Consider the following 12,967-nt stretch of genomic DNA (forward strand, 5'->3'; position numbering starts at 1 on the left):
AATGAGAAAAAGGCCCAATTAAGGGCCTTCTAAGTATACTCTTGTTCACTAAACTTGCCTTGCTGGAGGGCTTATTTTAGCGGCAAAATTTGAATGTCTACTCTGCGGTTACAAGCTCGTCCTTCCACAGTACTATTGGTACAAATTGGGAAGCGAGAGCCATTACCTCGCGCGATAGCTCGTCCTGGAGCGACCCCTTGTGACAACAAGAAGCTGCGCACTGACTCAGCACGACGTTCCGATAGCACTTGGTTAGTGGTATCACCACCAGTACTGTCGGTATGCCCATCAATCACTAAACTGGTGTCTGGGTATTGGACAAGAATTTTGGCTACGCCGCGTAGTGTACGGTGAATGCTTGAGTCGAGTTGATAAGAGTTGGTTTGGAAACCGATGCCGTTTTCCATACGCAATAAAAGTTGATTGTCGCCGACACGTTGAACTTGTACGCCTGAATGAAGCAATTCTTCACGCAAAGCCGCTTCTTGTTGGTCAAAATAGTAACCGACACCACCACCTACAGCCGCGCCACCAGTCGCACCAATTAAAGCGCGTTGACGGCGCTGTTTCGCATTATCACCAGTGGCTAAACCCGCGGCCGCACCAGCTACCGCGCCAATTAATGCTCCGCGAGTGGCGGCATTCGTTTCTGATTCGCCTGTTGTGGCATTTTGCCTTTGTGTGGCAGCACAGCCAGACAATGTGATGACCAGTGCCATCGCCAGCGTGATTTTTTTCAATGTATTCTCTCCGTGTTGGCAGTATGTGTTCATTTCCGCTTATTGGCTACGCCATGTGTAGTTTATAGCCTTAAACTTTTTAAGCTTTGGTTGGAAGTTGTTGGTCATCCAGCGGTAGGGGCGATAGGGAAGACGCCTTGAGTCCACTGGAATTAGCCTGAAATAAACAAAACTTATCGAATAAAGTCAATCCATTGATCTAAATTTTACATTCGCATCACTTAATTGAGCGTTATAGACGAAAGGTTATTTAAGTCGTTTTGGCGCTTGTGCGCCATCAATCGGTCTATTAACGGAAACTTTACGGCCTTTTTTGAGCCCGACTTCATAATCTGCGGTGATGTTCTTCATCGCATCACGTAGCTGTTGCTTAAAGGTTTCCCGATCAATGTTTTCGAACTCTTTATCAATGTAACTGTTGATTTTATTCATTGAGTTTTCGTCAGGCGTAATGGTTGGCAATTTTTCCAGTGCGCCTTCTACCCAACCGGATAAAAACGAATTTACGCGCCGCGAGACTTCTGTCGTTGGTGTGCCACTGCCTGCAAAACTGTTGCGAAACTGCCCAGTCTGTTCATTCATTTCACGATAAACAATATCAAAAGCAAAGGCGGCAAAAATCGCTCTGTCTGCCTCACCGATAAATTCGACGCGTTTTAAACCTTTATGATTGATCAAAACGGCTTCAACACCAAATTTGGTATTAATGCCTCGGATAATACGTAAAATGCCGGAACTGATGGAGGCAGGCAGAAGATGAGTTGATTGGGTTTTGCCCATTTTAATAAACTCAATATCGTCTTTATCCAACCCATATTTGAGCATCAGCCGGTGGGCCATTTTGATCGCGTTGGCCGCTTCATTGACATTAGCGGAGTTACCTAACTCTAGGCATTTGGCTATTTTTTTTAAGGCTTTTTGTTTATCCATCGAATTATAAAATCGGTTCCGCAGCGCTAAGAAAAGTCAGCTATTTTACCGTTTTTATCTAAGGAGTGAAAGGGATGCTGGATATTCGCCTACCGGCGGGACGAATTAACCGGTAATTCGATGTTATCTTGATGGTAACTTGAAGTTGCGGCTCGGTTGGTAAGCGACAACTTCAAGTAGGGTAAAGATAGATACTCGGTTAGATACCTAGTTCATCGAGTAAATCGGCGGAGAGGTCACTATTTGCTTGGCTTGCCGCTTTATTGGCCGCTTTGTCGGCCATCTTTTGTTGTGTATCAGCTAAAATAGAGTCTGGACTTTCATCTTCCTGAATTTCAAAGTCTTCCAATTGAATAAACTCAGTGCGATCCATGGCCAATTCTAGATAGAAAATATTATTATTTTCGGTCGAGAAGGTTACGCGGCGGGCTTGTGGTCGATCTAAGTTAGTATCAACCGATAAGTTAACTTGTTTGTTGAGTGACAACATTTTCGGCTGGTTTTGAGTGATGTTGGTTTGTAACTCTTTGCGTACTTTGTTGGTGAAATCACCGACCAGTTGGTTCATCAGTTCACCGAGTACATCACCAACTTCGTCGGAGGTGTGTAATACCGCAAGTTCATCTTCTGGCATGCCCATATTGCGCATATATTGGGTATACACTTCTAAAGCGGCTTTAGAAGTGAAGTTAATTACCACTAAACCAGAAAATCCGCCATCAAACAAAACGAAGCAGCCAAAGTCTGGTTTGAGTGACGTTTTGGTGATTTTTTGTACCATTGCCGAGTAGGTGATGTTCGAACCCGTGGCTGAGGAGAGTACGGTTGAAACCGATTGACAAAGTTTCAATAGAATATCTTCTGTGGTAACGACTTTATTTTTTTTCATATCTAGGTCCATGAGTGTGTCAGGGCTAAGTGGTTAATCAATGACCGCTTAGGAAAGTAGGCGACGAAAATGTATCTGTGTTTACTTAACGATAGCTGGATTTAGCTGACCTTCAACTCTTCCGTTATCTAAAAAATGGCTTAACTCTATTGTTGTTAAGATTCTGATTTGATCACTGATTTAAATGTTGTAAAGTGACCGGACTCAAAAAAATAAATTAAAACTCACCCATTACATAGCGCTGATTGGATCAGCGGCGTTCGGGCAGGAAGCAAATGTTACCAAGACTTCACCTCCAATCTGATGTTGATCCGGTTGTTTTAACCTTTTTACATGAGTTAAAAACAGCTGGGTTTACGGGCGATATCGAAACACAGTATGCCAGTCGTTTAGCCGTGTCTACTGATAACAGCGTTTATCAGCAACTTCCACAAGCGGTTGTTCATCCTAAAACTAGCCATGATGTTTCGCTTATCGGTCAATTAAGTATTAGGCCAGAATTCGAACGTGTCACGTTTTCTCCGCGTGGAGGCGGGACAGGCACCAATGGTCAAGCCTTAACCAAAGGGATTGTGGTTGACTTGTCTCGCCATATGAATCAAATCCTTGAAATCAATCCAGAGCAAGGTTGGGTAAGGGTTCAGGCTGGTGTGATTAAAGATCAACTGAATGATGCGGTGCGCCCTTATGGGTATTTTTTCTCACCGGATCTCTCCACCAGTAACCGAGCTACATTGGGTGGGATGATTAATACCGATGCTTCAGGCCAAGGTTCACTCAAATACGGTAAAACCTCCGATCATGTTCTCTCGCTACAAGCGATATTTGCCGATGGGTCAATCTTAGAAACCGACGGTTCACGGGGCGACCCGCAAGCCAATAGCTATGCTGAAAAAGCCATGCAGGTTACCGAAACCGTCTGCCGTAACCAGCGAGAGCAGATAGTCGCCAAGTTTCCGCCTTTAAACCGTTTTTTAACTGGCTATGATTTAAAAAATGCTCTTGATGAACATACTGACGAATTTAATATCACCCGCGTACTGTGCGGCGCTGAAGGTTCATTGGCTTTTATTACCGAAGCCAAACTCAATCTCACCCCAATTCCTAAAGCGCGAACCTTAGTTAACATCAAATATGACAGTTTTGATTCGGCATTACGTAATGCGCCGCTAATGATTGAAGCCAATGCGTTATCGGTGGAAACGCTAGATTCAAACGTACTCAATTTAGCGAAACAAGACATTGTTTGGCATAGCGTCAGTGATTTGTTAACCGATGTGCCTGGCAAGGAATTGCTCGGAATCAATATGGTTGAGTATGCAGACCAAGACCCAGAGCAGGTAAAACAATTAGTCACGCAATTGACCCAGCGTTTAGATGTGATGATCAGTCAGCAGCAAGCCGGGATTATTGGTTATCAAGTGTGTGATGATTTAGCCAGTATTAACCGTATTTATACTATGCGTAAAAAAGCAGTAGGTTTATTGGGCGCGGCCAAAGGACGAGCTAAACCGGTGCCATTTACCGAAGATACTTGTGTGCCACCGGAGCACTTGGCGGATTTTATTAGTGAATTTCGCGCGCTGCTTGACGACAAAGGCCTCAGTTACGGTATGTTTGGTCATGTGGATGCTGGCGTATTGCATGTGCGTCCCGCACTTGATTTATGCGATCCCAAGCAAGAGTTAATGATGCATGAGATTTCCGATCAAGTCGTTAAGCTGGTGGCGAAATACGGCGGTTTAATGTGGGGGGAGCATGGTAAGGGTTATCGCTCTGAGTACGGCCCTGAGTTTTTTGGAGCGGATCTATTTACCGAATTACGCCGCGTCAAAGCGGCTTTTGATCCTCACAATAAGATGAATCCCGGTAAGATTTGTACGCCCCTTAATAGCAGTTTTGAGCTGGTTAAAGTATCGGATACCAAGCGTGGCTATTTTGATCGGCAGATTGCCGTTAAAGTTCGTGACAGCTTTAAGCAAGCGATGGAATGTAACGGCAATGGGCTATGTTTTAACTACGACACTAGCTCCCCGATGTGTCCATCGATGAAGGTTACCGCCGACCGTCGTCACTCGCCAAAAGGTCGAGCGGGTTTAGTGCGTGAATGGTTGCGTCAACTGACGGAGCAAGGGATTGATATTCTCGATTTAGAGCAACAAGCCTTGCAGAAAACAGCCAGTATCAAAAGCCTATTGGATCGCGTTCGGCAGCGTATTCGTCCCTCTCATGAGTATGATTTCTCTCATGAAGTGTATGAAGCGATGAATGGCTGTTTAGCCTGTAAGGCCTGCGCTAGCCAATGCCCAATTAAAGTGGATGTGCCGAGTTTTCGTTCACGTTTCTTAAATCTTTATCACACTCGCTATCCGCGTCCGGTTAAAGATTATTTAGTGGCTAATATCGAAATCATGTTACCGCTGATGGCGAAAGCGCCACAAGTGGTCAATGCGGTTATTGATCAGCCATGGATTGAACGCTTAACGGCGGCGACAGTCGGCTATGTCGATACCCCTCGGTTATCTATCCCGACCTTAGCGGCGCGAGCTCGTCGTCATAATATTGTGCCGTTTGATCGCCAACAATTGATGGCGCTTTCTCAGCAGCAGCGCTCTGAACATGTGATTATCGTACAAGACCCTTTCACCAGTTATTATGATGCGCAAGTGGTGGAAGATTTTATCGCCCTGGTGATTAAGCTGGGTAAAAAACCGATTTTGCTGCCGTTTAAGCCTAATGGTAAAGCGCAACATATTAAGGGCTTTTTACAGCGCTTTAAGAGTACAGCAACCAGTACGGCTGGCTTTCTATCTCAAGTCGCGGATCTTAATATTGCTATGGTTGGGGTTGACCCGGCTCTGGTGCTTTGTTATCGCGATGAATACGTGGAGATTTTAGGTCAGCAACGGGGCGAGTTTGAAGTGCTTACCGCACATGAATGGTTATTACCACGATTGGCTGAGATACCATCGCAAGCCAATGTTACTCAAGCGAATATTGATCAAGGACAGGCACCACAAGCGCCTTGGTATTTATTGGCTCACTGCACCGAAAAAACTAAGTTACCTAATGCTGAAAAAGAGTGGGGGCAGATCTTCAGCCACTTTGGGGCTGAGTTGCACACCGTACCTGTAGGTTGCTGTGGTATGGCAGGTACCTTTGGTCATGAAGTGGATAAGCTACAGATGTCGAAAGACATTTATGCCTTAAGCTGGCAGCCAAATTTAGATAAACTGCCTAAAGAACGCTGTTTGATGACCGGTTACTCTTGTCGTAGCCAAGTGAAGCGCTTTGAGGAGATACAACCAAGGCATCCTATCCAAGCCTTGTTAGAGATCCTATGACCCTAGCGGCCATCTTCGGATGGCCGTTTAACCAATGAGGAGAGGAGTTGTGCGTTATTTAGAACTGAAAATTCCACCCGTGGCCCTGTTTTTAGTGGCACTGGTGATGTCTAATCGGTTAGCGTATCTATTTAGCTTTGCCGATCTTACTCTTCCGTATACCAAGCTGATCTTTGCATTATGCGTTATGTTATCAGGGGTAGTCGGTATCTCTGCCGTTGTACAATTTCGCAGGGCGAATACCACGGTCAATCCCACTAAACCGGATCAAGCTTCTACTGTTGTCGATTCTGGAATTTTTAACTACAGCCGTAATCCTATGTATTTAGCGTTATTACTATTGTTATTTGGCGTGGCATATTGGCAGCAAAATCTAGTCAGTTTATTAGTGGTGATAGGGTTCATCGCTTACATGAATCGGTTTCAGATCCAGCCAGAAGAGCGAGTATTAGAGCGGGTGTTTGGTGAGCGTTATAGCAATTACAAAGCGCGAGTTAGGCGTTGGATATGATTTATAGCCTTCCTACTTGGAGCTGCAGCGGTGTTGGCTACGTTCGTTCACCCCAATCACATAGTTTGCCTATGCTCATCGGGATTCACTCACTTGCCGCCTACCTGCAACTCCAAGTCGTTTGGATATAGCTCCTCCGGTAGTGGCGGAGCTGAGATGATTAGGCCGCTTGTGATAACTCAGCCAGAAAACGCACTTTGCGGTCGTTAAAGCGCTGCACTAAATCATCAATATCGGCTTGGTTATAAGGCTTTAATCCACTGGCAACCATACGTTTGATGCCTTTGCCGACTAATTGGCCTTGATCTTTAAAGGTAAAATTCAAGGTCACGACGCCTCGTTTACCATCGACATCGAAGGAGGCACCGCTAAACTCAACTTCTGGATGGCTAAGATCCAAGCGCTCAAATTCCACTTCCATACTTTCATAAATCACCAATGGACGCTGGCAGTTGATCATCACTTGTTGCTGCTCCATCAGTGGCACCATAATGTGTGGAAAGTTCATGCCTGAAAATTGGACATAACTTTTAATCACATGCTCAATAAACACCGCATCGTGGGAAACTTCTCCCTCGCGTTGCATTAATAAATATTCTTTACCCGATTGATCGACCAACGAACTCATTTGGCTGCATTGATTTTCAACATGCAGCGCAACGCCATCACTGACCATGCCGGAGAAAGTAAAGCGCATTTTTTGGCTAATACCGTTCTTTTTCAAGAGCACAGCAAACAGCAGATCGCCGGGTACGCAAAACCGCTTACTGTCTTCGTCGTGGATCGGATTGAAATCACCCGCCACTTTCTTGGCAAAATGGCTCGCTTGTCGGCGAGTAAATTGAAATTGATGTTCAGCAGATGAAAAATAAGGTTTAAGCAGCATAATCAACACTTGTTCATAAAAACTGTTGCCGATTATAGCCCCAAGAAAAGTTTTAATGGTCCAATCAGTGTTAAATTGTTCACAATTCGTGCCTTTTGGCAAAAAGAAAGGATTTTTAGCTTATAAAACAGCACGATTTTAGCTAAAACCGTGATCGTGGTTGGCAAGCTTGACGTAATTAACGGCATGATAACGAATCAATCAATGGTCATGACAAGTCATCAAAAAGCCTTTTTACCTGAAAAACTCTGCTCAGTGTGTAAGCGCCCTTTTCGTTGGCGGAAAAAGTGGCAACGTTGTTGGAATGAAGTGAACTATTGTTCAGAACGGTGTCGTCGTCAGCGAGGTAAAGCATAATGAGCCCTCCAGCCATCAACATTGTTTGGTTCAAGCGCGATTTACGTTTAAGTGATCATCCCCCCTTGTGCGCTGCATTAGATAGCGGAATACCGACGCTGTTGGTGTATTTCTTTGAGCCCATGCTGCTCAATGATCGCCATTATTCTGAGCGCCATTGGCGTTTTGTCTGGCAATCACTGCAAGATATCAATCAACGGCTCGCTCGATTTGGTCATCAGATACTGATTGCTAATATCTCAGCTGAGCAAGGTTTGGCGACATTAGCGGCACATTTTTCGATTCAAGGCCTTTATTCTCATCAGGAAGTGGGTCTTGCCAATACCTTCGAGCGTGATGTTGCCCTTCAGCATTGGTGTACGGAGCAGGGGATAAGTTGGCATCAAAGTGCTTATGGCGCCGTACGCCGCGCGGCAACTCATCGTCAAGGTTGGGATGAGCACTGGCAAGCAATTATGCGAGCACCATTGGCAATGCCGAATTTAACCGCACAGAGGTTAATTTCTGTTTGTGCTACCGATTTAGGTTTGGATAACAATGTACCATCAGCTTGGCGACGTAAAGAGAAAGGATTCCAAACAGGCGGTGAGACACTCGCTAAACAGACCTTAGCGGATTTTTTTCAGCGTCGAGCAAAAAATTACTACTTTCAGATATCCAGCCCGTCGCTCGCCCGAGTATCTTGTTCGCGTATGTCCCCTTATCTTGCATGGGGGAATATCTCATTGCGCGAGATGTATCAAACGCTACTCAGTTATTGGAATACGACTGGGTTAAGGCGGAGCCTAATTGCGTTAGCTTCACGGTTACACTGGCATTGCCATTTCATACAGAAATTTGAATCAGAATGTGAGATGGAGTTTCGCTGTGTAAATCGTGCTTATGAGCCGCTTCTGGCGCAAGCGTGTCAGCCGGATACAGAACTATTGGAAGCTTGGAAAAGCGGCCAAACAGGCATTCCATTAGTCGATGCCTGTATGCGTTGTTTGTACCATACCGGTTATTTAAACTTTCGTATGCGCGCAATGTTGGTGAGTGTGTTGACTCATCATATGAATCAAGATTGGCGTGCTGGGGTCGGGCACTTAGCACAGCTATTTTTAGATTTTGAACCAGGCATTCATTATGCTCAATTTCAAATGCAGGCTGGGGTGACTGGGATCAATACGATTCGAATTTACAACCCAATCAAACAAGCTCAAGAGCATGACGCGCAAGGTGTTTTTATTCGGCAGTGGGTGCCTGAATTGGCAGAAGTACCACTATCTTTGCTGTTTGAACCGTGGCAAATGAGCCCTATGGAAGCCATTATGTATCAATTGCCCGCCGATAGTCGCTATTTAAACCCAGTGATTGATGTGGCAGCTTGCGCTAAGCAAGCGCGAGATAGGTTATGGGCTTGGCGCAAACGAGAGGATGTTAATCGTGAAGCTCAGCGTATTCTTGCCATTCACGCGCGGGTGAATATGAGGTAATGGGGATTTTTGTACAAAGACGGGGGCTGGGTTAGCTACATTTATTGGGGATGTTATGGGACACACACCAAAAGTATGGAAAAAGTATGATTTTTAGTCTTTTGGTGATTTGATAGCACATTTAATCATCATTTATTGCTAAGGTTCCTTCACGTTTAATGGAGGACACTACTTTGACCACCGCTCGACAACAACTGGTTTCTACGGATGTAACATCTTATTATCACTGCATTTCTCGCTGCGTGAGGCGTAGCTTTTTATGCGGAAAAGATACGCTGACCAATCGTTGTTATGAACATCGAAGAGAATGGATAGAACAAAAAATCTATTCGTTAACTAACGTCTATTGCATTGATATTTGTGCATACGCAATCATGAGCAATCACTACCATTTAGTGGTAAATATTAATCAAGACAAGGTGTTAAACCTCACGCATCATCAAGTCGTTGATCGCTGGAGCCAAGTTCATAAACTCCCAGTACTAATCCAACGTTGGCAAAATAAACAACTCACTAGTCTAGCTGAACAAACGTGCTGCATTGAACTAATAGAAGTTTGGCGGGAAAGGTTATCGAGCTTGAGCTGGTTTATGAAAGAGCTCAATTACGACATTGCTTGTAAAGCTAACCGAGAAGACAATTGCACTGGACACTTTTGGGAGAGCCGCTTCAAAAGCCAAGCGTTACTGGATGAAAAAGCACTGGTTGCGGCAATGGCTTATGTTGATTTAAACCCGATACGAGCGGGGATAGCTGATACCCCAGAAACCAGTGAATTTACCTCGATAAAAGCCAGAATTAATGCGCTAAGCAAAAATTTAGTGACAGCGCCTTGTTTGCATCCATTTATTGGTAACCCAACTAATGAGCTGCGAGAGGGGATCCCTTTTCGTCTGATGGATTATTTAGAGTTGGTTGACTGGACCGCTCGCCAGTATCGAGACGGCAAAGCATCCATGAGCAATAAAATGCCAAATATTTTGTCGCGATTAAGTTTCAATTCAAGGGATTGGCTAAAAATCTGCATTGGTCTAGAGAAGTCGCGCGCGACCGCTATTGGTACTCGGCCTCAGGCAGCAATAGCGAAGGTAGTTTTTAAAAAACAAAAGATGCACCTGTATCTTTTGGAGTAAGTGTTAGCTTTACTATAAAAACTCAGTATAGAAACTAGACCAGAACCTTTGCTGGAATTATGCATTCTTTTAATTCAATCAATATACGATATCTACCTACTTGTTATAACCTCGTTTTAATTAATTTAGTTTAAATAGACCTTAAACGCTTGGAGACAGAGTTAGTTTCACTATCATTTGATAAGTTTTTAGTACTAATCCTTAGAAATGGGGTTATTTAGTGTGTGTCCTGTAAAAGATATTAGAAATGGAGTTATTTGGTGTGTGTCCTGTAAAAGATAAAGGTATACGAGAGAGATGAAGATATCTTGGAGTATGCTGATAACTACAGCTACACTGAAATCACATGAGCATATGATGTTTACTGCACAGCTATCTTCGAAATCAACAGTGGATGGTCGTGTTTTTACTGACAGTGCAAGAAATTGCGCGAGCCAAAAAGGATCTCGAGAATGTCCTCTCAAAACATGAATAGATTTGATTTTATTTTCGACAAAAAAAATGCCATGGTTTTGGTGCTTGCTACCTTTATTGGGGGCTTTATTAGTTCTCTCGTAAAATCAGGTACTGAGGCTAATATGCCGCCACGTATAGCGGGTGAAATATCGCCGCCTGCCGCGAATATTGATGCTTGGTTAGGATGGCTAGGAGTAAACTCTCATTCGCTGGATTATGTTTATCAAGGCATTACTATCCCTGGTGCGGTAATGCTTTATCACTGGCTATTTAGTTTTGCTTTTGCCTTTGTTTATATTTTCATCTCAGCAATAGCACCCAAGATAAGACTTTGGTATGGGGCAGTGTACGGAATTATAATTACATTAGTCATGCATGGTCTATTGATCCCCGCATTAGGTTTTCGACATCCAGCGTATCTTGATGGACAAGTAGGATGGTTATGGAATCTTAATGGTTATGAGTTTTGGAGTGAGATGATCGGCCATATTTGTTGGTCCGTTTCGATTGAGATCAGCCTTATTGCCGTCTTAGCTCTGCTTGGAAAACCGATCATAGGTAATTGGGCTAAGTAGATTGTCTATAATAGCGGAGATTTTATAAGCTAATCGAATGCACGCTGCGCTGATATAGCACAGGGATTAATCTGACGATCAATCCCTGTGTTAGTGGATTACCTTTTATTATCACATGGTTACATGATGAGTAACACTTGGCAGCAAGCCTTCAGGCATTAAACCATTATGCACCGCTTGTTTAAGCAACTCGTTCGCTTGTTGTATGTCTGGTGCAAAGTAGCGATCTTTATCATAAAACGATACTTTGGCGCGTAACATTTGCTTGGCCAGTTCAATGCGTTCAGAAGAGCGATGCGGCGCACGAAAATCTAATCCTTGCGCGGCTGAGAGATATTCAACCGCCAAAATCCCACGCGTATTTTCTGCCATATCGCGCAGTCTTCTGGCGGCAAAGGTTGCCATCGAGACGTGATCTTCTTGATTCGCTGAAGTGGGTAAACTGTCAATCGAGGCTGGATGGGCATAGGTTTTATTTTCACTCGCTAGTGCAGCCGCGGTGACTTGGGCAATCATAAACCCTGAGTTGACACCGCCATTATCAACCAAAAAGGGCGGTAGTTTACTCAGCGCACTATCAATTAACAGCGCCATGCGCCTTTCTGACAAGCTACCAATTTCGGCTATCGCTAAGGCGAGGTTATCGGCAGCCATTGCCACAGGCTCGGCATGAAAGTTACCGCCAGAAATAATATCGCCATCATCAGCAAACACCAGAGGATTATCAGATACCGCATTCGCTTCAACGCTAAGCACTTCCGCAGTTTGGCGAATTTGCTGCAAACAGGCCCCCATCACTTGTGGTTGGCAGCGTAGCGAATACGGGTCTTGCACCTTTTCGCAACCTGAATGTGAATCGCCGATTTCACTACGACTATCAAGTAAATGACGATAGGCAGCGGCGGCATCCATTTGAGTACGATGACCACGAACACGGTGTATGCGCGGGTCGAATGGCTTACGGCTGCCTAACGCCGCCTCAACGGACATCGCGCCGCAGACCGTTGCCGAGGCGAACAAATCTTCGGCCATAAATAAGCCTTGCAGCGCGAATGCGGTTGAGGCTTGAGTGCCATTGAGTAGCGCCAGTCCTTCTTTAGGCGCCAAAGTAATTGGTGATAGACCAGCAATGCGCAGCGCCTGAGCACCATCAATGATCTCCCCTTGATAACGTGCCTGTCCCTCACCGAGCAATACGGTGCTCATGTGGGCGAGAGGAGCTAGGTCACCTGAAGCTCCCACCGAGCCTTTTTGTGGTACGCAGGGGTAGACTTGATGATTGACTAAAGTGATTAAAGCCTCAATCACCGATAAACGTATGCCTGAGAAGCCGCGCGCTAGGCTGTTAATTTTTAACACCATCATTAAACGCACGGTGTCATCGTCCATCCATGCGCCAATGCCAGCAGCGTGGGAAAGGACAATACTTTTTTGCAGCGTTTCTAAATCTTCAGGGGCGATTTTGGTGTTGGCCAATAAGCCAAAACCGGTATTGATCCCGTACACGGTTCGGCCTTCCGTGATCACTTGCTCGACCACTTTGGTGCTTTGTTCAATCGCTGGAATCGCGCTTGGATCTAAACTCAAGCAGACAGGGGATGAGTTAATGTGGCGCAGTTGGCTCAGCGTCATCTCGCCGGGAGTAATGGTTAAGTGATGCATGGGTTATCC

The 12,967-nt window shown here is 44.8% G+C and carries 11 protein-coding genes; 6 read left to right on the top strand and 5 right to left on the bottom strand.

The genetic code is table 11. The features are described 5' to 3' along the window. Positions 1 to 71: 71 nt before the first annotated feature. The 3 genes from FKN88_RS00790 to FKN88_RS00800 all read right to left on the bottom strand — a co-directional run bounded on the left by FKN88_RS00790 (position 72) and on the right by FKN88_RS00800 (position 2,559). Positions 72 to 740 carry an OmpA family protein gene (locus FKN88_RS00790; protein WP_004395444.1) on the bottom strand — a complete coding sequence of 223 codons (669 nt, stop codon included), beginning with the start codon at positions 738 to 740 and terminating at the stop codon, positions 72 to 74. 246 nt (positions 741 to 986) lie between these two features. After that, entirely contained in the window at positions 987 to 1,670 is a 684-nt protein-coding gene (locus FKN88_RS00795) for a DUF2786 domain-containing protein (protein ID WP_004395443.1), read from the bottom strand. Between the two features lie 199 nt (positions 1,671 to 1,869). Continuing rightward, the gene (locus FKN88_RS00800) at positions 1,870 to 2,559 is read right to left on the bottom strand and encodes a DUF3334 family protein (RefSeq protein ID WP_004395442.1); all 690 of its coding nucleotides are present in this window, start codon (positions 2,557 to 2,559) and stop codon (positions 1,870 to 1,872) included. A 275-nt stretch (positions 2,560 to 2,834) separates the two neighbouring features. On the opposite strand from FKN88_RS00800, the gene FKN88_RS00805 reads away from it, so the two are divergent. Further along, positions 2,835 to 5,903, top strand: a complete 3,069-nt coding sequence (locus FKN88_RS00805) for an FAD-binding and (Fe-S)-binding domain-containing protein (RefSeq protein WP_306687071.1) — start codon at positions 2,835 to 2,837, stop codon at positions 5,901 to 5,903. 49 nt (positions 5,904 to 5,952) lie between these two features. Next, on the top strand, positions 5,953 to 6,414 hold the full coding sequence (locus FKN88_RS00810) for an isoprenylcysteine carboxylmethyltransferase family protein (RefSeq protein WP_154168409.1): 462 nt from the start codon (positions 5,953 to 5,955) through the stop codon (positions 6,412 to 6,414). Between the two features lie 160 nt (positions 6,415 to 6,574). Here FKN88_RS00810 and FKN88_RS00815 read toward each other — a convergent pair whose 3' ends face one another. After that, positions 6,575 to 7,300: a DUF3581 domain-containing protein gene (locus FKN88_RS00815; RefSeq protein WP_306687073.1), complete on the bottom strand. Its 726-nt coding sequence runs from the start codon at positions 7,298 to 7,300 to the stop codon at positions 6,575 to 6,577. Between the two features lie 210 nt (positions 7,301 to 7,510). On the opposite strand from FKN88_RS00815, the gene FKN88_RS00820 reads away from it, so the two are divergent. The 4 genes from FKN88_RS00820 to FKN88_RS00835 all read left to right on the top strand — a co-directional run bounded on the left by FKN88_RS00820 (position 7,511) and on the right by FKN88_RS00835 (position 11,296). Then, positions 7,511 to 7,657, top strand: coding sequence for a DUF2256 domain-containing protein (locus FKN88_RS00820; protein WP_154170666.1), 147 nt, complete (start codon positions 7,511 to 7,513; stop codon positions 7,655 to 7,657). Continuing rightward, a complete protein-coding gene (locus FKN88_RS00825) occupies positions 7,657 to 9,132 on the top strand; it encodes a cryptochrome/deoxyribodipyrimidine photo-lyase family protein (protein ID WP_306687074.1) in 1,476 nt (491 codons plus the stop codon). The genes FKN88_RS00820 and FKN88_RS00825 overlap by 1 nt, the downstream gene beginning before the upstream one ends. Positions 9,133 to 9,290: 158 nt before the next feature. Next, positions 9,291 to 10,265, top strand: coding sequence for a transposase (locus FKN88_RS00830; protein WP_154168406.1), 975 nt, complete (start codon positions 9,291 to 9,293; stop codon positions 10,263 to 10,265). Positions 10,266 to 10,717: 452 nt separating this feature from the next. Then, a complete protein-coding gene (locus FKN88_RS00835; RefSeq protein WP_306687076.1) occupies positions 10,718 to 11,296 on the top strand; it encodes a DUF1440 domain-containing protein in 579 nt (192 codons plus the stop codon). 111 nt (positions 11,297 to 11,407) lie between these two features. On the opposite strand, the gene hutH is transcribed toward FKN88_RS00835, so the two are convergent. Next, positions 11,408 to 12,958: a histidine ammonia-lyase gene (gene hutH, locus FKN88_RS00840; RefSeq protein WP_154168404.1), complete on the bottom strand. Its 1,551-nt coding sequence runs from the start codon at positions 12,956 to 12,958 to the stop codon at positions 11,408 to 11,410. Between the last annotated feature and the right edge of the window lie 9 nt (positions 12,959 to 12,967).

Origin of the sequence: Vibrio sp. 2017_1457_13 (genome assembly GCF_030851525.1) — a bacterium.
GTDB classification, from domain to species: Bacteria; Pseudomonadota; Gammaproteobacteria; order Enterobacterales; family Vibrionaceae; genus Vibrio; species Vibrio metschnikovii.